Source organism: Salinibacterium sp. VpJ6 (assembly GCF_059767345.1).
Map to the genome: position 1 here is coordinate 343719 of NZ_JBSOQL010000002.1, position 24932 is coordinate 368650.

The following is a 24932-nucleotide window of genomic DNA, read 5'->3' on the forward strand; positions in this document are numbered from 1 at the left end:
GGTGCCCACAGGGGGAATACAGTGTGAGAATAATTCTCGGTTTTTATCGACGCGCCACGCCTCATAAAGCTGCGCTGCGAATACACTCTGCAGGATGGAGCAATGGTTCCGATTTTTGAGGGGGATCATCAAGGTGGCACGAGAGGCTCCGGAGGAAAAACGGATCAGGAAACCTCGGGAGCGAATGCGGGGGTGGTGGTGGCCTCTGATCCTCTTGGGCTTCGTTGTTCTGGCCCAAGCGAGTGCGGTGTTGTATGGAGCTGCTCTTTTGGTTCTGTATGAGGTGTGGCCCGCCGAAGCTTTTGCTGAGTGCGTCGGTGACGCTGCCTGTGTGCTGGGCGTGAGCTTCACTGACGGTTTGCCCTTGTGGATCGGACTCGTGTGGGCCTATGTAATTGGCATGATAGTGGTTGCTGGTTTTCGAGTTGAGCGTCCGAAGGGCTCGCCGTCGTTGGTCTACAAACGGCTGTTGAGTCGGCGTCACGACAAGAAGCAACAGCGTATTGGTCAGGTCACAGGTTTGGTGCTTGTGGGGTCGCTGTTTGCAGCGTTGGCGACGCTGCTGCTGGTGCCAGCAACAGTTGGGTTGGTGGCGGCTCTCGCGTGGCCGAAGGATCGCGTGCAAGCGTGCGGCGACGAGAGGGGATGTTTGATTTCGTTCCTGCCTGACAATGCGCTGCCGGTGTGGATAGCCTTCGTCTGGGTCGCAATCATTGCAGTGGCGATGGTGGTGTGCTGGCCCCAGGAGCGATGGTGGGAGCCCGATCGCACCAAGCCCTACACGGGGAAGGTTTACAACTTCACGTCGCCGATGTTCATCGGCATCCACGCGGCACTTGCTGCGTTCTTTTGCTTCAGGATCGGCTTTGGCGTACAGGTTCGCGGTGTCGACGTGCCAGTTTTGGAGTACTGGTGGCCCAGCTTTGCAGGGTGGACTATTGCCGCGATCTGCTTCTACCGCCACCGCAAGCTGACCAAGACACCGTCCTACGGCCTGAGGTCGGACGTGGCTTTGGTTATCTCTTCCTGGCTCAGGATGCTTACTCCGAGCTGGCACGTCCGCCGCCGAGAACTGCAGCGCCGTCGAGCAGAGCGTGCAACAAAGCAGGCACAGGCTGAGACTGTTTCGGCCGGCACCTCACCGAACGAAGGACTGAAATGATGAGCAGAATAGGCGGAACTCGTAGCGCTCGGTCACTGCGGCAGCTCAGCGGCATCGTTGTTGCCTCAGCGCTGCTGGTGTCGATGCTGTCGGGATGTGCGCTCTTGTTCAGCGGCCCGACGCGGGAAGAGATCATCGAAGATATCCGACAGGGGATTCTCGAGGAGGTGCCATTGGCTACCGATGCGCTCGTGTCGACGTATTACTCGGGTGTGCGGTCGGTGTACTCGGTGAAGGTCTACCTGTCGGAGCATCCCGAAGATGAGGGAACGGAGGCGCTCGACCAGGCGTTACGAATTGTCTGGACGCGAACCAACTTCGAGCCAGTGAGCGTCTACATCGCGCTGACGGTGGGCGATAGACCCATAGGTGAGCGCGAGAGCACTTCTCGGGTCTCTGATGACGGAATTGATCTCACAACAGCAGTCAACGAGTTGGGCTTCCTCGGGATTGATACAGAGAGGTCAGTAATCTATCTGTGGCCCGGCGGTCTTGAGCAAAGATATGGCGAGTGGGGGAGTGAGCGGTTGCCTCGTCGAGAGTAATTCTTACCCGCGGCCCTGTGGACAATAAGCGCAGCACCGCCGCCCACTCCGCACAATATGAGCATGCCTAACGCTGTGACGACCATTGCCGATCAGGTTCGCCAGAGGGTTCGCCGCGACGGAGTTGATCTGTCGCGCGACAGCGAGTTGGCGTCGCGATATGTGCGCGACGAGGTGCGTCGCTATAGCGAGCGTGCGCTGGGCGGTTCGGTCCCGCTTCTCACGGATGAAGCCCAGGCCGCCCGCGAGGTGGTGGCGGCGTTGACCGGGTACGGTCCGCTCCAACCGTTCTTCGACGACGACACCGTCGAGGAGCTCTGGATCAACGGGCCCGAGCACGTGTTCGTCGCTCGCAACGGGGTGCCCGAGTTCACGGGCATCCGCCTCACTGATGGTCAGGTTCGCGATCTGGTCGAGCGGATGCTGCAAACCTCGGGTCGCCGCGTCGATTTGAGTTCCCCGTTTGTTGACGCGTCCCTGCCGGACGGTTCGCGACTGCACGTCGTGATTCCGGATGTCACGCGGCGCCACTGGGCGGTGAACGTGCGCAAGTTCAGTCAGCGCATCCGCGATCTGGATCGTCTGGTCGAGCTGGGCAGCCTGCCGCAGCACGCCGCTGACTATCTGCGATTGTGTGTGCTCTCCGGCCAAAATATTGTGGTGTCGGGTGCGACCCAGAGTGGCAAGACCACGATGCTCAACGCCCTGCTCGCGGCGGGCAAACCGACCGAGCGCGTCGTCACCGTCGAAGAGACATTTGAGCTGAGCGTTGCTGGTCACGACCACGTCGGTATGCAGTGCCGCCAACCCAGCCTCGAGGGCACCGGCGAAATCAGCCTCCGCCGCCTCATCAAGGAAGCACTCCGAATGCGCCCCGACCGCCTCGTCGTCGGCGAAGTGCGCGATGCCGAATCCCTCGACCTCCTTATTGCTCTCAACTCTGGGCTGCCGGGAATGTCGAGCATCCACGCCAATAGCGCCCGCGAAGCGCTCGTGAAGCTGTGCACCCTTCCGCTGCTCGCCGGTCGCAACATCGACTCCAGTTTTGTCGTGCCGACCGTTGCCAGTTCTGTGGATGTCGTCGTCCACTGCGAACTGACCGCCAACGGCACGAGGCGCGTGGTCGAGATCTTGTCGCTCACGGGTGACGTCAGCGACGGGGTTATCGACAGCAGTGTTCTCTTCCGCCTGTCGGAGGGCACACTCTTCCACACCGGCGCCGTGCCTGCGCGGCTCGCCAAGTTTCAGGCAGCGGGCATCGACCCGGTGTCGCACCTACTCAAGGCTGTCGCATGAGTCTGATCCTGGGCATCATCCTTGCGGTGGGCGTCACCCTTATCAGCGCGCCGTTCCTGTGGCCGACGCAGGGTGAGCGTCACGTGCGCGGCCGCTCAGCGTGGTCGCTTCGCCTGCGGGAGCGTCTTGTGCAAGCAGGGCTCCCGACGACCAGTCCATCCATTGTCGTGATCGTGTCTCTGGTTTTCAGCATCGCCGTCGCCGCCATCACGTTCGTGCTCACCTCGGTGATTGCTGTGGTCATCTGTGCTGCTGCCGCTGCACTCGTGCTTCCGGCGCTCGCGATCAGCTGGCGGGCTCGCGCTCGCCGCAAAGCAACGCAGGTTGTCTGGCCCGACGTCGTTGACCAGCTCGTGTCTGCCGTGCGCTCCGGGCTCGCCCTTCCTGACAGCCTCATGACGCTCGCGCACACCGGCCCCCTCGTCACGAGAACCGCCTTTGCCGCGTTCGCTGCCCGATATCGGGCCACGGGCAACTTCGCTATCGCCGTCGATGAATTGAAAGTCGCGCTCGCCGACCCGGTTGCCGATCGAATCCTTGAAACCTTGCGGATGTCACGCGAAGTTGGCGGCAGCGAACTCACCAACGTGCTTCGCAGCCTCAGTGTCTACCTGCGCCAAGAGGCAGCCATCCGTTCGGAGATAGAGGCTCGGCAGGGGTGGGTCATGAATGCCGCCCGGCTCGGATTGGCGGCGCCGTGGGTCGTGCTTTTCCTTTTGACAACTCGCCCCGAAGCAGCGCTCGCCTACAACTCGGCGGGTGGCGTCGCGCTCATCGTTGCTGGGCTCGTTCTCTCGGTTATCGCGTACCGCATCATGGCGGGCATCGGCCGCCTTCCCGAACAGCCGAGGTGGTTCGCATGAGTGATGCGCTCGCGTTGGCGATTGTCGCCGGCATTGCTGGTGGTCTTGGGCTCTGGTCGATTCTCAGTCTCATCCCGCGTCTCAGCCGCCCCACCCTGGCGACTCGTGTTGCCCCGTATGTGATCGATGTCTCATCGGGTGCTCGGGAGCATCTTGCTCCGCGCTCAGTCGGCCCGCTTCCCGTACTGGGAGTGTTGCTGGTCCCTGCTGCGCGCTGGTTGCGCGAGACCCTCGCGTCAGTGGTTGGTGGGGGAGACCTTATCGCGCGCCGACTTCGGCAGGCTGGCTCCGAGCTCACCATTGAGGCCTATCGTTCACAACAACTGCTGGCAGTCCTGGCCGGTGCCATGCTCGGCGTGGTCTTCGACATCGCGGTCGCTAACCAACAACAGGTGCCGCTGATCGCCCAGGCCGTTCTCGTCGTAGTCGGCGGCGTGGTGGGAATCACCGCGCGCGACTACCTGCTGCAGCGCGCAGCGAAGGCCCGCATCCGTCGGCTCACCGCCGAGCTACCCGTCGTGTTGGAGTTTCTGGCGCTCAGCCTTTCCGCGGGCGAAGGAATCTTGGATGCGGTGCGCCGTGTCTCGCAGGTCAGTGGCGGTGAGCTGTCCCGCGAACTCGCTCGCGTCGTCTCTTCGGTCAACACGGGGCTCCCATTTGGCGAGACCTTGGGGGTGCTCGCCCGAGAACTCGAGCTGCCGCCGTTCACCCGCTGCGTCGATCAGATCCTCGGTGCGCTCGATCGGGGAACCCCACTGTCTGAAGTGCTGCAAGCCCAAGCTCAGGATGCTCGTGAAGAGTCCAAGCGCGAACTGCTTGAACTAGCGGGCAAGAAAGAGGTCGCGATGCTGTTCCCGCTCGTGTTCCTCATCCTGCCCATCACGATCGCCTTCGCGATCTTCCCCGGCATCTTCGTGCTGCAGGTGGGGTTCTAGCGGTTCGCCCGATTGGCGCGCTCTAGCGCCGCGCAACCTGCAGCGCGGCCGACACCGCCCGCGCCTGCTCGAGCGCTGTCGCGACGGGAGTCACGACATCCCGCTGCACAACCTCGGTCACCGCGATAAGAAGACGGCGGCGGGCACGGCGGCGGCGGCCGGCAGCGGCTACCGCGCTGAGCGCCGCCGATAACAGACCGAGCACAATGCCCACGAGCACGGCTGCAAGCAGCAGCAACGTCGGTATCGCCCACCCGGTGAGCGGACCTTCCTCCACCGTGGGGAGCGGGAACGCCGGCAAGCCAAACGTCGGCAGCAGCGCGGTGCCCACCAACCACAGGGCTCCGCCCAATCCGGCGATCGTAGCAATCCACTGCACAATGCCGACGAGCACCCACCACCACGAACCCTTCGCGGGCAAAGGCGTGCGGGCAATCGCGAGATCGAGAGTGGCCGGCAGAGCGTCGAGAGCGTGCTCCGCCGTAGTGCGCGCGGCAGCACGCCACGGGGCAGAAACTCCCGCGCCGGCTTCGTCGGTGAATGTGCGTACCGCCATCGACATCCGAGCCTGGGCGCCGGCGCTCAGCAGCGGCATGCTCGTGCGATGCACGTCAGGGTCGTCGCCACGACGCTTCGGCCCGAGACCCAAGCGGGTGAGGGGGTCGGCGCGCAAGCGACCGATCCAAGAGACGAGCGGCCACCCGGTGGCTTGCCCGGAACGTTTGCGATACGAGCGGGCAACAGCGGATGCCACGATGTCGACGCCCGCGGCCGTACCGACCTCATCGCGCAGTCGAGCGGTGCTCTTCGCGCTGACCTTCTGCGGGGAACCAGGATCGTCGATGCGCGCAGCGATGGTCTGCACGTCAGCGCTGAGCCGCGCATCCCGCACCGCCTTCGACGCGGCAAGGTCGCCAATGGCCTGACGCAACGCATCGACACCCTCACCAGTGCGGGCGCTCACAGGCAGCACGCGGGCGCGGGGAAGACCGTCGCGCTCCACAATGGCCTGCAGCGACGTCACGACAGCGGCACGATCATCCGTGCTCAACAGATCGACCTGGTTGAGCACGACCAGAGTCACGGCGGCGTGCTTGGCATGCGGCGCGATGAACTGCGCGTGCAACACATCGTCGGCATACTTTTGCGGGTCCACAACCCAGATCAGAGCATCCACTTGACCGGCAAGTCGTTCGGCGACCGCACGATTGCTGGCCTCCACAGAATCGACGTCGGGAAGGTCGACCAGTACGAGCTTGCTGGCGCGAGAATCAAAGGGTGTCGACCTCTCGACCCGCTCACGAACCTCAAGCCAGTCGAGTAGTTCACTTGCGCCGGCGGCCTCCCACGTCACAGCGAGAGCCTGCGAGGTAGTCGGGCGGCGAACGTGCGCCACCGCAACCTCATCGCCCACAAGAGCGTTGACCAGGCTCGACTTGCCCGATCCGGTAGCGCCAAAGATGCCAACCACAGTGTGTTCGGGGGAGCGGGAACGGCGCGCTTCCGTCTGCGTCAGCAGCGCGCCGGCATCGTCGAGTACCTCAGCCGGGATGCGACCGGCGCCCGCCTCGGTGACGGTGCGCAGCGCGGCAATCCGCTCGTCGAGGCTCGGCTTGGCGGCGCTCACGAGTTGTCTCCCGCCGCATGCGCGACATCGTCGAGCAGGGCTTGCGATTCCCGTCGCAGCGAATCGGGAGTTGCACCGAAACGCAGCGGCTCCAACGCGACACTCAAGCGAGCGATCTCCGCATCGAACAGAACACGAACGCGCGCATGCAGGTCTTCGCGGGCCTCGCTTGCGAGCCGGCGCACGGCATCCTCACCAAAGATCGTTTCGAGCAGCTTCTGGCCGAGCACTGCCGAACCGCCCGCAATGGCAATTTCGCCCCCGGTGAGGCCGCCGGTCGAGGCGAACACCACGATCATGAGGGCGACCGTCACCACGTTCAGACCGAGCGAGAGAATGCGGGCCCGGATGCGCTTATCTCCCGCATTGTCGTGAATGAGCTGCATGAGCGCACCCTGCCATTCGCGAATCATCGCGGTCGTCGCCTGCGGCAGTTCTGGGCTTTCGCTGGCGAGTTCCGGATGCCGTTCAGCGATGGCCTTGCCGGCCGCGCTTCGTTCGAGCCCGGCCCACGCTGCCGCAGCAGCGCGCCCCGCTTGGTCGACGATCACGGTCTGCAGCCCGGTTTCGATTTGGGTTTCGACTTCCACCACGGGGCTGGGTTTGCCGGTGATCCAGGCAGTAGCGCGGTCGCGGGCTGCCGAGAACCACGAGTCAACTTTTCGGAAGAAGTCGGAGGTGCCCACAAAGTCTTGCCAGCGGGCGAGCACTTCGCCGCGCATGAGGGCACCGTTCTGGGTTGCGGCGTCCACGGCTTCGAGCGCGGCTTCGTAGTGCGCAGCGGCGGCCGCGCGTGCAGCGTCGAGCCAGTCGAGTTGCTGCTGACGGGCATCCGCAATCACGACCACTTGGCGGTCGAGTTCGCTGATGGCGCCGCTGAGAGTGCGCGCTGCGATGCGGGACCGTTCGGCACGGTCGCCCGCGATGGAGCTCAGCCATTCACGCGGGCGTTCGACGGCACTGGCAGGCAGCATGCCCAGTTCGTCGAGGCGCTGTTCTTCGATGGAGAAGATGGGAGCGTCACTGAGGCCGCGGTCGGTCAGCATCGACTGCAGGTCAGGAAGAACCTCAGCGAGCGCGCCAGGTGGCACTCGGTTGAGCACGATGCCGACAGTGATTGACCGGGCGGCGGCGCTTTCGAGAAGGCGCCACGGCACGGCGTCGGCGTAACGATTGGCGGTCGTGACGAACAACCACAGGTCGGCAGCTGCGAGAAGTTGGGTGGCGAGGGCGCGGTTTTCGTCGGCCACGGAGTCGATATCCGGAGCGTCGATGATCGCGAGCGAACGGGGAACACTCTCGTGTTCGAGCAGCATGAGCTCGCCGATGCGTGACTCTTCCGGAGCATCTCCCGCGCTCGAGGCGGGCGTTCCGGGAGCGCTGATGTGGCCGCGCACGCGCGCCAGCCCGGGAAGAATGCGATCGCTCGCGAACCATCCCGCATCCACAGGAGCGTGCACCAGAATCGGCTGACGCGTTGTGGGGCGGATGACGCCGGCCCGAGTCGTCGCAACGCCCAAGAGCGCATTCACGATTGTCGACTTACCCGAGCCAGTGGAACCACCCACAACCGCCAGCAGCGGTGCATCGAGATCAGCCAAGCGGGGGCGGATGTAGTCGTCAATCTGGCGGACGGCGGCTGCGGCAGCTTCGCGCTGCGTTACAACACCGTCGAGATCAAGGGTCAATCCAGCATCCGCCAGAGACGCCCGCAGGCGCTCAAGCGAGAGGATCGCGGGCGCACTGTTGTCGGTCACTGCTTAAGCATGCCGGGTGCCGGGCCAGTTCGCTAACTTTTGTTGCTGTGCGCTACCGGTATCGGCCCCTTCGCCCGTTCACTACACAGTCCTAGACTGGTCGAGGCCTGCGCTGCCGCAGTCCTCCCCAACGAGAAGGATGCTTGTGTTCCCCACCACGTTCCCGGCCCCGATCATTCCTGCAGCAGACTCCGTTCCAGCGCTGCGCTGGGGCATCATGGCTCCCGGTGGAATCGCCGCGACGTTCGCGGAGGCGGTGCAAGCGCACACTGAGCAGAAGCTCGTGGCCGTGGCATCCCGCAGCCTTGATCGTGCCCAAGACTTTGCGAACACCTGGGGTCTCGAGAAGGCCTACGGCGACTATGCCGAGCTGCTGGCCAACCCCGACGTCGACGTGATCTACATCGCCGCGCAGCAGCACGTTCACCGCGATCTAGCGCTGCAGTCGATCGCTGCGGGCAAGCACATTCTGGTGGAGAAGCCGTTCGCCATGACCGGTGCCGAAGCTCGCGAGATTGTGGCCGCTGCCCGGGCCGCCGGGGTGTTCGCGATGGAAGCGATGTGGACTCGCTACCTGCCCCAAACCTCAATCATCAACCAACTTGTTGCCGATGGAACCTTGGGCGATATCCACCTCGTCACCGCCGACCACGGTCAGCACATTCCCGAGGGGCACCGAGTTCGCTCGCTCGACAGCGGGGGAGGAGCCCTGCTCGACCTCGGCATTTACCCGATCGCCTTCGCGTCACAGATTCTGGGCGCGCCTTCTGCCGTGCACAATGTCGGCGCGCTCATCGAGAGCGGGGTGGATGCTCAATCCCTTCTTACTCTCAGCTACAAGAGCGCGGTTCAAGCCCAGCTCAACACCACGCTGCTCGCGCGCACACCCATCACGGCATCCGTCGCGGGCACCGACGCCCTGCTGCAGGTGGGCAATGGCTTCTTCACGCCCACCTCGCTGACCCTCTCGAAGCCGGGCTTCAACGGAGAATCAATTCACTGGAAAGACGAGACGGGTGTGGTTGGCCACCGCGGGCTCAGCTATCAAGCCACGGCGCTCGCCGGATTTGTGGCGCAGGGTCTCACCGAGTCGCCGGTGCACTCGCTTGACGAAACCGTCGCCATCCTCGACACGATTGATTCGGCTCGCTGGCAACTCGGTTACCGCTTCGGCTCCGAACAATAAAGCGATGGGCGCGGCCGACGCTGCGCCCGCTAACCATGTAACGCAGACTGCGATTACGCTACTAGAACTCGATGTCTACGCTCGTAGCCCGTCGAGCAGCGACCCCACGCGATCGGAGATCTCATGACCGCAGAATCGACCATCCCCGCAGAGCCCGAGGTTCCGGACCGTCCGACCGCTACACGCATGCTCGCACCGTGGGTCTTTTGGCCCGCAGCGGGACTCATTATCGCGATTACCGCGTTCTCGATCATTGCTCCGAACCTCGCGAATTCAGTATTTAACACGCTGCAGTCCAGCGTCATCAACTCATTCAGCTGGTACTACGTGCTCATTGCGGCGTTCTTCGTTGCTTTCGCACTGTGGCTGGGCTTCAGCCGCTACGGCGACATCAAGCTCGGCAAAGATGACGATGAGCCCGAATTTTCGATGATCGCCTGGATCTCCTTTCTGTTTGCCGCGGGCATGGGAATCGGTCTCGTCTTCTACGGCGTCGCCGAGCCCCTCAGCCACTTCGCAAACCCGCGCCCCGGGGTGAGTGGCACCGAGATCCAACTTGCGCAGCAGGCGATGAGCCAAACCTTCCTGCACTGGGGAGTGCACGCTTGGGCTATCTACGTCGTTGTCGGTCTCGCGCTTGCCTACGCCATCCATCGTCGCGGGCGCCCCATCTCGATCCGCTGGACTCTGGAGCCGCTACTCGGCAAGCGCGTTCGCGGTGGCTGGGGCAACCTCATCGACGTCATCGCGCTCGTTGGTACGGTATTCGGCGTTGCGACTTCGCTCGGTCTTGGTGTTCTTCAGATTTCTGCCGGTCTCGAGAAGACAGGGATTGCCGAGTCGAATCTCACGACTCAGATTGCCGTGATCGTCGTTATCGTTGCCTTCACGATTCTGTCGCTGGTGTCCGGTATCGGCCGCGGTATGAAGTGGCTGTCGACCACCAACCTTCTGTTGGCCGCTGTACTCCTCGTGTTCCTTCTCATCGTGGGTCCGACCGCATTCCTGTTCCGTGAGTTCGTGCAGTCGATGGGTAACTACCTGCAGAACTTCATCGGGCTGAGCTTCAACGTCAGCGCCTATGCGGGCGAAGCTGGCGAGAAGTGGCAGGCCGGTTGGACAACCTTCTACTGGGGTTGGTGGATGTCGTGGGCCCCGTTCGTCGGTGTCTTTATTGCGCGTGTCTCCAAGGGCCGCACTGTGCGCGAGTTCGTGGGCGGCGTCATGCTCGTTCCCACGGTGCTCACGTTCCTCTGGTTCAGTGTTCTGGGCGGCAACGCGATCTACCGTGAGCTCTACGGTCAGGGCGGGCTTGTTGCTGCCGATGGATCGGTGGATGCCGATTCCGCTCTCTTTGATCTGCTCGCCGGTCTCCCGGCAGGAACCGCGCTCACGTTCGGAGCCATCCTGTTGATCGGAATCTTCTTCGTCACCTCAGCCGATTCCGGCGCGCTCGTGATGTCGATGATCGCCACCGGTGGCTCTGCAGAACCGCTCAAACGCATCCGCGTGTTCTTCGCACTATTGGCGTCGTTCTTGGCTATCGCCCTGTTGGTCACGGGTGGGCTTCAAACCTTGCAGACCGCGGCAATTCTGTCGGCGCTACCCTTCAGCGTGGTGATGTTGATGATTTGTGCGGCAACCGTAACGGCGTTCAGTCGAGAACGGCGAGCGTACGACCGGGCTCAGCGGGCTCAGTTCGTGGATCACATTGGAACGTTCTACGGCCTTGAGGTCGAAGAGCCGCTGATGCGAGACACTGTGCACCCGCTTCGCGCTGCGCTTGATCGTCTTCGTAAGAAGGCCGCTAAGTCGGGCGGTGGGATCTCGCAGGTCACGGAAGATGCGATTCTGGCTGACACCGGCTTGGTCTCGCCCGACAACATCGCCCAGGCCGATGCGATCGTCGAAGACGAAGTGGCGAGGCTCCAGGCTTTGCAATCGGAGCTGCGGTCCAAACTCCCGCGCGACACCTCTTCCGAATAGTGGGTGGCGAGCGGCCGGAGCCGATCCTGGCCGCTCGCTTTCTCGCTGTGGAAAGTCTTCACGCACATTTGTGTTTCGCTCAATGATTGCAGAGTGAAATCATCTCAATTGCTTCTGAAGAGCGGGCTTACCCGAGGCACCCGATCGCTCACCTCGGAGCGAGGAGACGTGCCGGGCTGGGTGCTGATCACGTTGATGACCGCAGGTTTGGTCATCATCATTTGGGGCCTCGCTGGCCCCGCACTCAGCTCGGTTTTTCAACAGGCTATTGATCGCGTCACCGGCTTCTAATGCGAGCGCGGTGGCGCCAGAGCGTGCGCCGGCTGCACGCTGATCAGTCCGGTTCGGCGGTCGTCGAGTTTGTTCTCGTCTCAGCGCTGCTGACGGTGTTGACGCTCAGTGTTATTCAACTGGCGCTGGCCCTCCACATCCGCAATACAGTTCTGGATGCCGCGGCAGAGGGTGCGCGTTTCGCCTCCCTGGCCGACACATCGTTGGGTGATGGTGTGACTCGCACTCGTGACCTCATCTCTACGGCGCTGTCTCCCGGCTATGCGTCGGATGTCAGCGCCGCCACCACTACTCACCTCGGGCAGCCCGCGGTCATCATCACCGTCAACACCCCACTGCCGCTCATTGGTTTAGTTGGTATCGAAAATGGGTTGGAGGTGTCAGCTCATGCAGCTATCGAACAGGTTCGCTAGCGAGCGCGGCTCGGCATCGCTCGAGTTCATCACGGTGGGTCTCGTGATGCTGGTGCCGCTCGTTTATCTCGTGCTCACCATGTCTTCGATTCAGGCGGGAGCTCTGGCGGCAGAGGGAGCCGCCCGGCAAGCTGCCCGAGTCTTCGTGCAGGCGCAGACTCTCGAGCAAGCGAACGCGGCGGCGTCGAGCGCGGTGCAATTCGCCCTCGACAATCACGGTGTTGATGCCTCCGATGCTGCCGTCACAATCACGTGCGCACCCGACCCCGGCGACTGCCTCGCGCGTAAGGGCTTCGTCACCGTGCAGGTCGCGATCACGGTTGATCTCCCGCTGGCCCCGCCCGTGCTCACCGGTAACTTTCCGCTTCAGGTCCCGCTGGATGCCGCCGCGACTCAGCAGGTGTCTCAATTCGCGGGGTCTCGCTAATGAACACGTCGCCACGGATGCGCGACGACGACGGCTCGGCGCTCGTACTCACGATCTTCTACGGCTTCCTTTCCCTCGTTCTCATCTTTCTCGTTGTCGCGGCAACGTCGCTGTATCTCGAACGCAAACGGCTGTTCAGCCTCGCGGATGGTGCGGCTCTCGTGGGCGCAGAATCCTACGATCTCGACGATGTCGTGCGCACACCGCAGGGCTTTCGGCCTCAGCTCGAGCCAGCGAAGGTAGCGAGTGCGGTGGGGGAGTATTTGGCCGCAGCGCCTACTGCCGAGTTCGAAGGACTCAGCGTGGAGCAGGCGACGACTCTCGACGCCTCAAGCGCGACGGTGTCGTTGTCGGCGTATTGGCGGCCTCCCTTCGTATCGCTGCTCGTTCCGGAGGGCGTGCGCATCGAAGTGACGGCGAGCGCCCGCTCAATTTTTTCGTAGCGATGCTCAGCCGGCGTGCGGTGGGCGTCGGGCGTGCGTTGGGTTGCCACACGGCAATCTCGAGAGCAGCGGTCGAGTTCTGTCCAGCCAACAGTGAGCTTGGCTCCGTAGCGTTGGAGATGCACCCCTCGCGGGTGCGCCACCGAAGCAAAGGAGTTAGCCATGAAACGTATCGCTATCGTCGGAGGTCACGGCAAGATCGCCCTGAGCCTGGCCCAACTTCTCACCTCGCGCGGGCACCACGTGCACTCGCTCATCCGCAAACCGGAGCAGGAAGCTGACATCAGCGCCACCGGAGCAATGCCGGTCATTGCGGACGTCGAGCAGCTAAGCGCCGAAGAGTTGTCCGAAATTTTCACCGGCCATGACGCGGTTGTGTTCTCTGCGGGTGCTGGCGGCGGCAGTGCCGAACGCACCTATTCTGTCGACCGCGATGCGGCCATCCGAACCATGGATGCCGCGGCTCACGCCGGTGTCATGCGGTACGTCATGGTTTCCTACAAGGGCGCTGGTTTCGACCACGGTGTTCCCGAAGACAACGATTTCTTCGCGTATGCCGAGGCTAAGGCGGCGGCCGACGATCACCTCCGCAAGGGTCCGCTGCACTACACAATCGTCGGCCCGGGTTCTCTCTCAAGCGAACCCGCTTCGGGATCGATTGGCCTCGGAGACGAAGCCAACGATGAGCACACGAGCCGCGACAACGTTGCTCGCGTTCTTGCCGAAGTGATTGACGCCGACAACACCATCGGTCAGACGATCGAGTTCACCGATGGCTCAACGCAGATTTCGGATGCGATCGCCGCTATTCGCTAGCGTGCGGAATGAACAGTGATCCCACTCCCAGCGCGATCAGGGCTATGCCGCCGATCGCGCTGAGGGTGGCGATTCGCTGAGGGGAGCGTGCGAACCAATCGCGCGCGAACCCCGCGGCAACTGCCCATGAGGTGTCTGACACGACAGCAATAGCCATGAACAGCAGGCCGAGCACAAGCAGTTGAACTTGCACCCCGCCGGCTCCGAAGCTCACGAACTGCGGCAGCACCGCCACGAAGAACACGGTGGCTTTCGGGTTCGTGATGCCCACGACAAAACCCTGGCTGAAGATTCGCCAGCGTGATTGCACGCGGGGAGCCGCGGCATCCGTCGCGGTGTGGTCGTTACGGTGTCGAATCGCCTGTACTCCCAAATAGATCAGGTAGGCGGCGCCCAAGTACTTGACGATCGTGAAGGCGACCACCGACTGAGCAATAACGGTTCCCACGCCGAAGGCGACAGCGAACACCAGAACGACGCCACCGGTGGCGTTGCCGAGCGAACTGATGATGCCGCCCATCTTGCCGAGCGAGAGCGACCGGCCGATGAGAAACAGCACACTCGGTCCGGGGATCAGAATGATCGGGAGTGCCACCAGCACGAATGCGATGAGGTTGCTGGTGGGGATAGCGGTCACGGTGGCTACCGCTGAGGTTTCTGGATGTAGCGGGGCACGTAGCGCAGCATGATGCCGGCGCCGACGAGGCCAAGAATCCCAATCGCTCCGGCCGCGACCGAGATCGACGCGAGTGCAGTAATTCCCGCAATAAGCAGCGGTGATGCTGCTTGACCAACGCCACCCGTGAAGCGCCACGCACCAAGAAACGGAGCGGGGTTGGCCGGGGGAGCGAGGTCCGCGCCGAGCGTCATCAGAATTCCGCTGCCAAGGCCGTTCGCGAGCGACAGGAACATCGCGGCGAAAATGAACCACGCGGTGTTCGCGCTCACATCGTGAGTGACCGAGAGCACGAGGTGGCCGAGTCCGAGGCCAACGAGCGAGGGCACTGCTGTCCAGAGGCGGCCGAAGCGGTCCATGATTTGGCCACCGGTATAGAAGAGTGCGAAGTCCACGGCGCCGGCGATACCGATGATGATCGCAGTGTTGGTGTCGGCGAGGCCGATGCTCACGGCCCAGAGCGGCAAGATCACTTGGCGGCTCGCGCGCATCGCGCCGATCACTGCGGCACCGAGGCCGAGGCGCGAGAGTAGGGCGCGGTTACGGCGAACCGTTGCGAAGAGACCGTGTGATTCCTTCTCAACGAGCGCCTCGCCATCCCGCAGCACACGGTTATTGACGCGCGTGGTGTGCACGGCGCCAAAGGTTGTTGCGGGGTCGGGCAAGAGGAGCAGCACGGCGGCGGCAGCAATAGCGGCCACCACGTGAATCCAGAACGCGGCGAACACCGTGCCGGTGAGATGGATGACGCCGGCCGAAATGAACGGACCGATGAAGACGCCGAGGCGGAAAGTTCCGCCCAGCGTCGACAGGGCGCGGGCGCGATACGAGACCGGAACGAAGCTCGTCAGGAAGGCATGCCGGGCGAGGGCGAACACGGCGGCGGCAAGGCCGAGCAGCAGCACGCCGAAGCCGAGTGCCACGGGGTTGGGCGCAAGAATCGCAATCACGACTCCGATGATCGAGAGTGCGCTCGCGCCGATCATGGCCGGTCGTTCGCCAATGCGGGAGATGAGCCATCCGCTCGGGATGTTGCCGAAGAGTTCGCCAATGGTCAGCACCGCCGCCACCAGACCAGCAATCGCGAGCGTCGCTCCCAAGCTGTCTGCGGCAATCGGAATCAGCGGAATAATCGCGCCCTCACCGATAGAAAACAGCAGCGTCGGCAAAAGAACGGGCAGTCCGATCGAACGCCAGCTAAAGGGTTGTTCTGTTGTGCTCATCGCCCTCAATCGTAGGGCGTGAGCGTGCATCTCCGAGTATCGCTCGCTGGTGCAGAACCACGTGCCGGTCAGCCTTCGCGGGTAGTCTGGTGAGCGACATGGATGAACTGGACTTTTCTGACGACATCGCGGCTCTGCGTTCCACTTTTGCGGACATTTGCCAGGTAGTCGACCCTGACCGCCTCGAGTCGGAGATCGCACGCCTCAGCGAAGCAGCCGGTGCCCCCGATCTGTGGGACGACACCGACAAGGCGCAGAAGGTTACGAGCGACCTCAGCCACCGTCAGGCCGAGCTCGCCAAGATCAACTCCATCTCCAACCGCCTTAACGACCTCGAGATCATGGTCGAACTCGCGAATGAAGAAAATGACGAACAGGCTGCAGCGGATGCTCGTACCGAGCTCGCTGGCATCCGTAAGACTCTCGGCGACCTTGAGGTACAAACTCTCTTGAACGGCGAGTTTGACCAACGGCCTGCCGTCATCACTATTCGCGCCGGGGCCGGAGGCGTCGACGCCGCCGACTTTGCCGACATGCTGTTCCGCATGTACCTGCGCTACGCCGAGCAGCACTCGTACCCCACGCGCGTGCTCGACACGAGCTACGCCGAAGAAGCGGGCATCAAGTCGGCAACCTTCGAGGTTGACGCCCCGTTCGCGTTCGGAACGCTCAGTGTCGAAGCCGGCACGCATCGCCTCGTGCGCATGAGCCCCTTCAACTCGGCGGGCAAGCGCCAGACCAGCTTTGCGGCAGTTGAAGTTGTTCCGCTAATTGAGACGACGGATGTTGTCGAAGTTCCCGAGAACGACATCCGCGTCGATGTCTTCCGTTCCTCCGGTCCTGGTGGCCAGTCGGTGAACACGACAGACTCCGCGGTGCGTATCACTCACTTGCCGACCGGCATCGTGGTGAGCTGCCAGAACGAGAAGAGCCAGATTCAGAACCGTGCGGCCGCTATGCGCGTGCTGCAGTCGCGTTTGCTCCTCTTGCAGCGTGAACAAGAGGCCGCCACGAAGAAGGAAATCGCGGGTGTCATCACTGCGAGCTGGGGCGACCAGATGCGCAGCTACGTTTTGGCGCCGTACCAAATGGTGAAAGACCTCCGCACCGAGTACGAGGTCAACAATCCTTCGAACGTGTTTGACGGCGATCTCGACGGCTTCATCTCGGCAGGAATCAAGTGGCGCAAACGCGTCATCGACTAAGACCTCTATGGGCTGACTGTGCCCTGAACTGGGCCACCCTGTGAGTCCGGGCCTGCGGTGCGTCGCTGCCGCGTTCTGGAGCACTGCTCCTTAGGCTGGCTCCAAATGATTCGTTTTGATTCTGTTTCGAAGTCGTATCCGGGCACGACACGACCGGCGCTGAACTCTGTTGACCTTGAGATCCTCAAGGGCGAGTTCGTGTTTCTTGTTGGCGCATCCGGCTCGGGTAAGTCGAGCTTTTTGCGTTTGATCCTCAAGGAGGAGAACCCCTCGAAGGGTTCCATCCATGTGCTCGGTCAGCACCTGAACACTCTGTCGAGCCGCAAGGTGCCGTATTTCCGTCGCAATTTGGGAGTTGTCTTCCAGGACTTCCGTCTGCTGCCGAACAAGACGGTCTTCGACAATGTTGCCTTCACGCTGCAGGTCATCGGTAAGAGCCGTGGTTTCATCCAAGAGGCTGTTCCGGATGCTCTCAAAATGGTTGGTCTTGCTGGCAAGTCAAACCGCTTCCCTCACGAACTTTCGGGTGGTGAGCAGCAGCGCGTCGCGATCGCCCGCGCTGTCGTCAACAAGCCCGCCATCATGCTCGCCGATGAGCCCACAGGAAACCTTGACCCGGCTACTGCTGCGGGCATCATGACTCTTCTTGAGCGAATCAACCTCGGCGGCACTACCGTCTTGATGGCAACCCACGATGCTGGCATCGTCGACCAAATGAAGCGCCGCGTTATCGAGCTCATCGGCGGCCAGATTGTGCGTGACGAGCTGCAGGGCGGGTACCAAACTCAGGCTGTTCCTACTCAGGGGCGAGTTCCGCATCCCGCCGCGAGCAAGCCGGCGTCCGCCACGACCACGCAGGCTCCGCCGCAGCGTCCTACCGTGCAGTCGTCTTCGCAGGGTGAGGGGCTCGACGCATGAGGCTCGGTCTGATTCTCGGAGAGGTCGGCAGCGGGCTCCGTCGCAACCTCTCGATGGTGGTCTCCGTTGTTCTGGTGACCTTCATTTCGCTGACGTTTGTCGGCGCATCCATTCTTTTGCAGATGCAGATCGGCCAGATGAAGGGCTACTGGTACGACCGAGCCCAGGTCGCGGTGTACATGTGTACCGAAATCGACACCACCGGCAACTGCACCCTGGCTGAAGCTACGGAAGACCAGATTGCGGCGGTTCAGCAGCAGCTCGATTCGCCAACGCTCGCGCCGTACATCAACGAAGTGCAGTTCGAGACGCACGAGCAAGCGTACGAAAACTTCAAGGAACAGTTCGCGGACACGACCTTCGAGGGCATCATCACGCCGGAGTCTTTGAACGAGAGCTTCCGGGTGAACCTTGTCGATCCGGAACAGGCGGATGTGCTCATCGAGAGCTTGTCAGGCTTGGCCGGGGTCGAGAGCGTGGAGGACCAACGCGCCTATCTTGAGCCCATCTTCGCAATTTTGAACGCGGCCAGTTATACAGCGATCGGTGTCGCCGGGCTCATGCTCGTCGCTGCGGTACTTCTCATTGCGACCACAATTCGACTCAGTGCCTTCTCGCGAAGGCGAGAGCTCGGCATCATGAGGCTGGTGGGGGCGTCAAACCGCTTCATTCAAACGCCGTTCATTCTCGAGGGAGTGTTCGCGTCGTTGATCGGTTCAGTGCTCGCCGGTGGTGCGATCGTCGCGATCGTTCAGTTCTTCGTTCGAGGTTATTTGGCCACGACGTTGCCCGTCAATACGAGCTTGTTGGGAATGGAAGAAGCGCTCCTCGTTGTGCCGATTCTCATCGCGGTGGGTGCCGGGCTTGCCGCCATCTCGGCGGGCGTCGCCATCAGCCGGTACTTGAAGGTATAGGTCGCTACCTCTGGGTGTAGCCGCGGGGGCACTCTCGCGCTAAACTGGTCTGCTGCACTGTCGGCACTTGCCGCAGTCGCGTGGCATCCGTATTTGAGAGAGAAGTGAACCATGCCTAAGGAAAGTGAGCGGAAGGTTGTTGCCAGCAACCGCAAGGCCCGCCACGATTACAGCATCGAAGACACCTATGAGGCTGGTCTTGTGCTGTCGGGCACGGAGGTCAAGTCTCTTCGGCTAGGGCGCGCCAGTCTCATCGATGGCTATGGCTTTATCGATGATCACTCCGAAGCCTGGCTGGATGCCGTGCACATTCCGGAATTCTTCCAAGCATCGTGGACCAACCATCCTCCACGTCGCAAGCGCAAAATGCTGCTGCACAAAGAGCAGATCCTGAAGATCCACAACAAGATCAAACAGGGTGGTTACACGCTCGTGCCGCTATCCATCTACTTCTTGGATGGCCGGGCCAAGGTCGAGCTTGCTGTTGCGAAGGGCAAGCGAGAGTACGACAAGCGCCAGACGCTGCGTGAGCGCCAAGATAAGCGCGAGTCAGATCGTGCCATGGCGGCTCGCAAGAACATGGGCGAGTAGCGGGGTCTTTCTCGCTGGCTCGCTGCCTTTCTGTCGCGCTGTCTCACGACAACGCGTTCTCGTCTAGCTGGCGTGGAAGCGAGCCTCGACGCTTGCGGCGACGGAAATCTTCTCTGGCTTGAGTGCCAGCTGGCCCCCGTCACCGGGGGCGCCCATCATCCGCAGGGATGCCCGTGCTCCGCTGCCGGCAGAGTCAGAACCGGGGCCGACGTCAGCGAGCATTCCCGGATCGGCGATTGCTGTGGTGGTGACTTCAGAGAGCCCGACGCTTTCGGCATACTCGCGAGCCTTGGTATAGGCATCAATAACGGCGAGGTGCCGAGCGTCAGCGAGGGCCGCCCGAGTGGCTTCCTCGGTGAGTTCCCATTCGACAAGCGTGACGGTCGTGTGGTCGACGGCGCTCACATATTCAATGAATAGCGCCAGAGCGTCGAAATCTCGAAAGCGAGCGATGTATCCGATGACGGCGGAGTAGACCAAGGGGAGTTGCTCCCCGGCGTTGTTCCACGGCCGTTGTGATGTCACGCGAACGGTGTCAGATGACCAGCGCGTAATCGCACCATCGTTCGAGGCGAGCTGAGTGAGGAGGGCATGAACCCGGCCCGATGCCTGCATGGCAGCATCGAAGACTTCACTCCGATCGGGGCCATCAATGGCCACCGATAGGTGCACAATTCCGCGTTCGGCAGCGTGCCACGACTCGTGCTCACCTCGAACGGTGATGACAAGAGGCATTGCTAGATAGCGCCGAGCTCTGCCAGCTTCGTCTTGAGGTCGTTATCGCTGGGCTCGACCTGGAAGGTTCCGTCAGTGAAGTGAACAACGGGAATGTTGAGGCGACCGCTGATGGCGTGTGCACGATCGGCAGCCGTCGGGTCCTTCTCAACGTCGATCTTCTCCCACTCAATGTCGAGCGAGTTGAGCAGTGCTTCGGAGCGGCGGCAGTCGCGGCACCAGTCTGCTCCGTACATCGTCACTTTTGCGGGGTTCGCTGTGGTTGATTCACTCATAACCCCAACTTACTTCTCGTCGGCTGGATGTGGGCGGTCCGTTCGCTGGCAGCGTGCGCTCACCAGCGTGCCCGCTCGTTATCCCTCGACCGATCCTGTGTGCTTGCTCAACGCGCTGGTTTGTTGCAGGTTTCTGACCTATCATTGAGGGCTGCCCATTCGTGAGCAGTATTGATAACTCCACAGCGCGACAACGACCCACACAGGGGGATGATCGGTTTCGACATTGCCTGCAAAACTGTGAGAAGCGGGTCGAGAATGCAGCCTTATCTCGTTAACGATGACTGCAAACTATAAGTGCCAATTCAAAGCGCACTGACTTCGCCCTCGCTGCCTAAGCGAGCGCACTAAAGAAGTCCGTCAGACCGGGAATGCTCTCTACTCGGATTCTGGCGCAATTTAGAGAGATTGCTGCGTAGTTACGCCCGAGGGCTACGTGGGACTTGCACTCTGGCTGGGCTCGTTGACCTAGGTGCTTGTGGCAAAGGTCAGAGCCGAGTAGAACGTCTGCACAAGCTACACCCGTAGAAGGCACGGAATTACAGCAGTGGACGGGGGTTCAATTCCCCCCATCTCCACCACCGGTCGTTGTCGCGTTGTGAGAGTTCTTTCGCCAGCAGAGCAACTCTGCTGGCGAAAGTTTTTTCCCACGAATCGTTCTGTGGGCGCTACTTTTTCGTGGCTGTTCCGCTGGTGCGCTCGGCACCGCGCGACGGAGTCACCGTGAAGGTGACGGGTGCCGTATAGCCAGCCGCGGCAAATGCTGCGTGAACCGCAGTTTCCACGGTCGAAACGAGAGCGTGCGGCACGAGGGCGATTGCTGCTCCGCCAAAGCCACCGCCGGTCATCCGGGCGCCGATGGCTCCGTTGTCGCGTGCCGTTTCCACGGCGAGGTCGAGTTCGGGAATCGAGATCTCGAAGTCATCGCGCATCGAGACGTGCGAGGCATCGAGCAGCGCCCCGATGGCGAGCGGGCCTTCGTCGCTCAGAGCCCGAACGGTGTCGAGCACTCGCTGGTTTTCGGTGACGACGTGGCGCACCCGGCGATAGGTGACGTCGTCAAGCAGCTCCTTCGCGCGATCGAGGTCGGTGACGTTCACCTCGCGCAGCGAGGAAGCACCCATTGCGGCAGCTCCTGCCTCGCACGCGGCGCGACGTTCGGAGTATCCGCCGGTGGCATGCGAGTGCGATACGCGCGTGTCCATGACAAGGATGCTCAACTCGGCTTTCGCCAGGCCAAGTGGCACTACTTCGGCGTCGAGCGAGCGGCAGTCGAGAAAGACCGCTGAATCGGTGGCGCCGAGGAGTGACGCCGATTGATCCATGATGCCGGTGGGAGCACCAACAACCTCATTTTCGGCAAGCTGCCCGACCTTGGCGAGTTTTTCGCGTGTAAATCCGAGGCTCCAGAGATCGTTGAGCGCTAGCGCAACCGAACTTTCGATGGCGGCGGATGACGACAACCCTGCGCCCACTGGAACGGTCGAGTCGATAAGAATGTCCACGCCGCTGACGCGGCTCAGGTCGGCGCCGTGCTGGCCGAGCGCCCAAGCGACCCCGAGCGGGTAGGCGCTCCAGCCGGTGATCTCACCCGCAGCGCTGGCAGCATCGAGAGCGGCGAGCTCGAATTGAACCGAGGTGTCGTCGAAGGTGCTCGTCACTCGAATAGTTCCGTCAGCGCGCAGTCCGACAGCGGCGCGGGTGCGCCGGTCGATCGCGAACGGCAGCACGAAGCCTTCGTTGTAGTCGGTGTGTTCCCCGATGAGGTTCACGCGTCCGGGCGCCGACCAGATGCCTTCCGGTGCGTGGCCGGTCAGTTCGATGAAGTTCGTGATGACGTCGTGTTCGGTGGTGCTCATGCTCGTTCGATGGCCTCTCGGATGGTGGCGGCTGCGGCTTCGGGCGTGACGTCGCCAATCCAGGCGCCCATTGCTGACTCGGAGCCGGCGAGGTACTTCAGCTTGTCTGCCGAGCGTCGCGGCGACGTCAGTTGCAAGTGCAGGCGGAAGGTATCGCGTGCTCGATTGACGGGGGCTTGATGCCACGCCGCAATGTACGGAGTGGGGGTGTCATAGATGGCATCGACTCCGCGCAGCAGTTTCAAGTAAAGACCCGCGAGTTCATCGCGTTCCGCTTCGGACGTCGAAGCGAAGTCGGGCACATGACGGTGCGGCATCATATGAATCTCGATGGGCCAGCGCGCGGCGAAGGGCACGAATGCGGTCCAGTGCTCTCCGCTCAAGACAACACGATCACCGGCCCGTTCGAAGTCGAGAATGTCCTGAAACATAGTGGGCGAGGTGCGCTCGATGGAGTCGAGGGTCCGCTGAGTTTTCGGCGTGATGTAGGGGTACGAGTAGATCTGGCCGTGGGGATGATGCAGGGTCACGCCGATCGCTTCACCTCGGTTTTCAAAGGGGAAGACCTGCTGCACGCCGTCGAGCGCGGAGAGCGCTTCAGTGCGGTCGGCCCATGCTTCGATCACCGTGCGGGCGCGGCTTTCGGTTTGTGTGCCGAATGATCCTTCGTGGTCGGGGCTGAAACATACGACCTCGCAGCGTCCGATGGACCTGCGTGTGCGACCCAACCCGAGCTCTGCCAGATCGTCAAGCCCGGCGGGAGCGTTCTCGCTCCCGGCAAGGGCGGGTCCAAATGAGGGCGAACGGTTCTCGAACACCGCTACGTCATAGAGAGCCGGAACCTCGGAGGGGTTGCTCGCCGTTTGTGGCGCGAGTGGGTCCTGATCGGCGGGCGGCAAGAACACACGGTTCTGGCGCGCTGCCGCGATCGATACCCATTCGCCGGTGAGGATGTCTTGGCGCATGGTGGCTGTGGCGGGGCGAGGGTCGAGCGTGCGGCTGTCGACCGAGCGCTCGTCGCCGAGCGTCGTGTCCGCATCATCGAAGTAAATGAGTTCGCGACCGTCGTTCAAGGTCGTCGGGCGCTTGGTGATCTTTGCGGTCATTCTGCACTTCCTTCTTCTGCGCGCAGGCGGGCTTCCCAGGCGCTGCGGACCATCTCTTCGGCGGTGTGACGCATCTTCCAGTCCAGATCGCGGGCGGCAAGGTCACCGTTCGCCACGATGCGCGGTGGATCTCCGGCACGGCGATCGGCGATTTCTGGGGTGAAGGGGATGCCGGTCACGGATGCCACGGCCGTCATGATTTCGGCAACGGAGAGTCCGTCTCCACTTCCCAAGTTGTAGGCCGGTTCGATGCTGTCGTGCGCTTCGAGGCGCTGTGCTGCAGCCACGTGGGCTGCAGCGATGTCAGCAACGTGAACGTAGTCGCGCACGTTGGTGCCATCCGGGGTGGGGTAATCGTTGCCGTTGATCCGTGGCGTCTTGCCCGCAACGAGCGCTTCGAACACGAGCGGGAACAGGTTGTGGGGGCTCGTGTCGTAGACCGCGGCATCTCCGGAACCGACAACGTTGAAGTAGCGAAGTGAGGTGTGGCGAAGACCGGTGGCGACTTCCTGGTCGCGCAGCAGCCACTCGCCGATGAGCTTCGATTCTCCGTAGGGGGAGAGGGGCGCCTTCGCGGTCGCCTCGGTGACCTGATCGACATCCGGGGTTCCGAACACAGCGGCGCTCGACGAGAAGACGATCTGTTCGACGTCGCACTCGGCCATCGCCTCGAGCAGCGCGAGGGTTCCGGTCACGTTCTGGGCGTACGTGTGAAGGGGACGGTTCACAGAGACGCCGGCGTATTTGAAGCCCGCTACGTGGATGACTCCCGTGACGCGGTGCGTCTTCATCGCATCCACGAGTGCGGCCTTGTCGAGGATGCTCGCCCGAACGAGCGGCACGCCCTCGGGAACGAACTTCTCGAATCCGCTTGAAAGGTCGTCCACGATTACGGTGTCTAATCCCGCGCTGATCAGGGCGCGCACCACGTGTGCGCCGATATAGCCGGCACCGCCGGTCACCATCCAAGTCATCGTTGTCCCTTGTGTTGAAGCAGCGGTGGAGCGGCGATTGCAGCTCTACACCCTGTGATTGTCCAATAATATGATTATTGAGTGCAGGCGTCTACTCTGGGCGCCTGAACCACGGGTTACGTGTCGGGGCGCCGGGTTGCCATGCTCCCAGGATCGCTAACGACGAATAAGTCGAAGTTCCCGGATGTTCGGATTGAAGTCCATCTCCCGCACCATGCCGTCGCGCATGAAGCGGTTCTTGGCATAGAAGGCACGCGCGCGAGGATTTTGCTCGAGTACCCACACGCTAGCGGGGCCGCCGCCGAGCGCCGCGTCGATGAGGGCTTGGCCGGCGCCAGTGCCGTGAGCGCTGGCCAAGACATAAATCATCTTGAGTTCTTCGGCAGGGAGATCCGCCTCGTCGCGATTGTGTTCTGCGTGCGCCAGGCCCACGATCACACCGTCAACTTCAGCGACGACGGAGGTGGTGTCGTGGTCAGTGAGCAATACATTCCACATTGCCTCGCGGCGGGCGCGAGACTCGGCGCTCCACGCTTGAGCCGGGAACAAGCCGGTATAGGTCTCTTGCCATGACTGTGTATGCACGGCGGCGAGCTCGGTGGCGTCGTCGAGTCGCGCGGCTCTGGTGGTGAAACTGGGCACCCAACTATCTTGGCGCACAGGGGGAAGTCGCCGGCAAAAACACAGCCCGACACCGGCCCCTATTTGA

At 62.3% G+C, this 24932-nt stretch carries 26 protein-coding genes and 1 other RNA gene; 17 read left to right on the top strand and 10 right to left on the bottom strand.

What is annotated here, in order from left to right; translation table 11 throughout:
* Window positions 1–94: 94 nt before the first annotated feature.
* The 5 genes from ACWTV1_RS10655 (at window position 95) to ACWTV1_RS10675 (ending at window position 4801) form a co-directional block, all read left to right on the top strand.
* Window positions 95–1162 carry a hypothetical protein gene (locus tag ACWTV1_RS10655; protein WP_498505300.1) on the top strand — a complete coding sequence of 356 codons (1068 nt, stop codon included), beginning with the start codon at window positions 95–97 and terminating at the stop codon, window positions 1160–1162.
* Entirely contained in the window at window positions 1159–1707 is a 549-nt protein-coding gene (locus ACWTV1_RS10660) for a hypothetical protein (protein WP_498505301.1), read from the top strand. The genes ACWTV1_RS10655 and ACWTV1_RS10660 overlap by 4 nt, the downstream gene beginning before the upstream one ends.
* 63 nt (window positions 1708–1770) lie before the next feature.
* Window positions 1771–3003, top strand: a complete 1233-nt coding sequence (locus tag ACWTV1_RS10665; protein WP_498505302.1) for a TadA family conjugal transfer-associated ATPase — start codon at window positions 1771–1773, stop codon at window positions 3001–3003.
* Window positions 3000–3866, top strand: a complete 867-nt coding sequence (locus ACWTV1_RS10670) for a type II secretion system F family protein (RefSeq protein ID WP_498505303.1) — start codon at window positions 3000–3002, stop codon at window positions 3864–3866. Before ACWTV1_RS10665 ends, ACWTV1_RS10670 begins: the two co-directional genes overlap by 4 nt.
* Window positions 3863–4801: a type II secretion system F family protein gene (locus ACWTV1_RS10675; RefSeq protein ID WP_498505304.1), complete on the top strand. Its 939-nt coding sequence runs from the start codon at window positions 3863–3865 to the stop codon at window positions 4799–4801. Before ACWTV1_RS10670 ends, ACWTV1_RS10675 begins: the two co-directional genes overlap by 4 nt.
* 22 nt (window positions 4802–4823) lie before the next feature.
* Here ACWTV1_RS10675 and ACWTV1_RS10680 read toward each other — a convergent pair whose 3' ends face one another.
* Complete coding sequence (locus ACWTV1_RS10680; protein ID WP_498505305.1) at window positions 4824–6428, bottom strand: GTPase family protein; 1605 nt, start codon at window positions 6426–6428, stop codon at window positions 4824–4826.
* A complete protein-coding gene (locus ACWTV1_RS10685) occupies window positions 6425–8185 on the bottom strand; it encodes a dynamin family protein (protein ID WP_498505306.1) in 1761 nt (586 codons plus the stop codon). The genes ACWTV1_RS10680 and ACWTV1_RS10685 overlap by 4 nt, the downstream gene beginning before the upstream one ends.
* Before the next feature lie 139 nt (window positions 8186–8324).
* Here ACWTV1_RS10685 and ACWTV1_RS10690 point away from each other — a divergent pair, with 139 nt between their 5' ends.
* From ACWTV1_RS10690 to ACWTV1_RS10720, 7 genes are all read left to right on the top strand, one after another.
* Complete coding sequence (locus ACWTV1_RS10690) at window positions 8325–9371, top strand: Gfo/Idh/MocA family protein (RefSeq protein WP_498505307.1); 1047 nt, start codon at window positions 8325–8327, stop codon at window positions 9369–9371.
* 123 nt (window positions 9372–9494) lie between these two features.
* The gene (locus ACWTV1_RS10695; protein WP_425355798.1) at window positions 9495–11357 is read left to right on the top strand and encodes a BCCT family transporter; all 1863 of its coding nucleotides are present in this window, start codon (window positions 9495–9497) and stop codon (window positions 11355–11357) included.
* 108 nt (window positions 11358–11465) lie between these two features.
* Window positions 11466–11648 carry a hypothetical protein gene (locus tag ACWTV1_RS10700; protein WP_205030391.1) on the top strand — a complete coding sequence of 61 codons (183 nt, stop codon included), beginning with the start codon at window positions 11466–11468 and terminating at the stop codon, window positions 11646–11648.
* Complete coding sequence (locus ACWTV1_RS10705) at window positions 11648–12061, top strand: TadE/TadG family type IV pilus assembly protein (RefSeq protein ID WP_498505308.1); 414 nt, start codon at window positions 11648–11650, stop codon at window positions 12059–12061. The genes ACWTV1_RS10700 and ACWTV1_RS10705 overlap by 1 nt, the downstream gene beginning before the upstream one ends.
* Window positions 12036–12488 (top strand): hypothetical protein, encoded by a 453-nt coding sequence (locus tag ACWTV1_RS10710; RefSeq protein WP_498505309.1) that lies wholly within the window; start codon window positions 12036–12038, stop codon window positions 12486–12488. The genes ACWTV1_RS10705 and ACWTV1_RS10710 overlap by 26 nt, the downstream gene beginning before the upstream one ends.
* Complete coding sequence (locus ACWTV1_RS10715) at window positions 12488–12931, top strand: Tad domain-containing protein (protein WP_498505310.1); 444 nt, start codon at window positions 12488–12490, stop codon at window positions 12929–12931. Before ACWTV1_RS10710 ends, ACWTV1_RS10715 begins: the two co-directional genes overlap by 1 nt.
* Before the next feature lie 162 nt (window positions 12932–13093).
* Window positions 13094–13747, top strand: coding sequence for an SDR family oxidoreductase (locus ACWTV1_RS10720; RefSeq protein WP_100389851.1), 654 nt, complete (start codon window positions 13094–13096; stop codon window positions 13745–13747).
* Here ACWTV1_RS10720 and ACWTV1_RS10725 read toward each other — a convergent pair.
* Complete coding sequence (locus ACWTV1_RS10725) at window positions 13737–14384, bottom strand: LysE family translocator (protein WP_498505311.1); 648 nt, start codon at window positions 14382–14384, stop codon at window positions 13737–13739. The genes ACWTV1_RS10720 and ACWTV1_RS10725 overlap by 11 nt on opposite strands.
* Window positions 14385–14389: 5 nt before the next feature.
* A complete protein-coding gene (locus ACWTV1_RS10730; protein WP_498505312.1) occupies window positions 14390–15646 on the bottom strand; it encodes an MFS transporter in 1257 nt (418 codons plus the stop codon).
* A 98-nt stretch (window positions 15647–15744) separates the two neighbouring features.
* On the opposite strand from ACWTV1_RS10730, the gene prfB reads away from it, so the two are divergent.
* The 4 genes from prfB (at window position 15745) to smpB (ending at window position 19274) form a co-directional block, all read left to right on the top strand.
* Entirely contained in the window at window positions 15745–16851 is a 1107-nt protein-coding gene (prfB, locus tag ACWTV1_RS10735) for a peptide chain release factor 2 (RefSeq protein WP_498505313.1), read from the top strand.
* A 105-nt stretch (window positions 16852–16956) separates the two neighbouring features.
* Entirely contained in the window at window positions 16957–17769 is an 813-nt protein-coding gene (gene ftsE / locus ACWTV1_RS10740) for a cell division ATP-binding protein FtsE (RefSeq protein WP_229820581.1), read from the top strand.
* Window positions 17766–18683 (top strand): permease-like cell division protein FtsX, encoded by a 918-nt coding sequence (ftsX, locus tag ACWTV1_RS10745; RefSeq protein ID WP_498505314.1) that lies wholly within the window; start codon window positions 17766–17768, stop codon window positions 18681–18683. The genes ftsE and ftsX overlap by 4 nt, the downstream gene beginning before the upstream one ends.
* A gap of 111 nt (window positions 18684–18794) precedes the next feature.
* Entirely contained in the window at window positions 18795–19274 is a 480-nt protein-coding gene (gene smpB, locus ACWTV1_RS10750) for an SsrA-binding protein SmpB (protein WP_100389855.1), read from the top strand.
* A 63-nt stretch (window positions 19275–19337) separates the two neighbouring features.
* Here smpB and ACWTV1_RS10755 read toward each other — a convergent pair whose 3' ends face one another.
* Window positions 19338–20009: an SIMPL domain-containing protein gene (locus ACWTV1_RS10755; RefSeq protein ID WP_498505315.1), complete on the bottom strand. Its 672-nt coding sequence runs from the start codon at window positions 20007–20009 to the stop codon at window positions 19338–19340.
* A gap of 2 nt (window positions 20010–20011) precedes the next feature.
* Complete coding sequence (locus ACWTV1_RS10760; protein ID WP_498505316.1) at window positions 20012–20284, bottom strand: glutaredoxin family protein; 273 nt, start codon at window positions 20282–20284, stop codon at window positions 20012–20014.
* A gap of 206 nt (window positions 20285–20490) precedes the next feature.
* On the opposite strand from ACWTV1_RS10760, the gene ssrA reads away from it, so the two are divergent.
* Window positions 20491–20865: a transfer-messenger RNA gene (ssrA, locus tag ACWTV1_RS10765) on the top strand.
* Window positions 20866–20952: 87 nt separating this feature from the next.
* Here the strand turns inward: ssrA and galK are convergent.
* The 4 genes from galK to ACWTV1_RS10785 all read right to left on the bottom strand — a co-directional run bounded on the left by galK (window position 20953) and on the right by ACWTV1_RS10785 (window position 24865).
* Window positions 20953–22143, bottom strand: a complete 1191-nt coding sequence (gene galK / locus ACWTV1_RS10770; RefSeq protein ID WP_498505317.1) for a galactokinase — start codon at window positions 22141–22143, stop codon at window positions 20953–20955.
* Window positions 22140–23249, bottom strand: coding sequence for a galactose-1-phosphate uridylyltransferase (gene galT, locus ACWTV1_RS10775; RefSeq protein WP_498505318.1), 1110 nt, complete (start codon window positions 23247–23249; stop codon window positions 22140–22142). Before galT ends, galK begins: the two co-directional genes overlap by 4 nt.
* Window positions 23246–24223, bottom strand: coding sequence for a UDP-glucose 4-epimerase GalE (gene galE, locus ACWTV1_RS10780; RefSeq protein WP_498505319.1), 978 nt, complete (start codon window positions 24221–24223; stop codon window positions 23246–23248). Before galE ends, galT begins: the two co-directional genes overlap by 4 nt.
* 156 nt (window positions 24224–24379) lie before the next feature.
* Window positions 24380–24865: a GNAT family N-acetyltransferase gene (locus tag ACWTV1_RS10785; protein WP_498505320.1), complete on the bottom strand. Its 486-nt coding sequence runs from the start codon at window positions 24863–24865 to the stop codon at window positions 24380–24382.
* Window positions 24866–24932 lie beyond the last annotated feature (67 nt).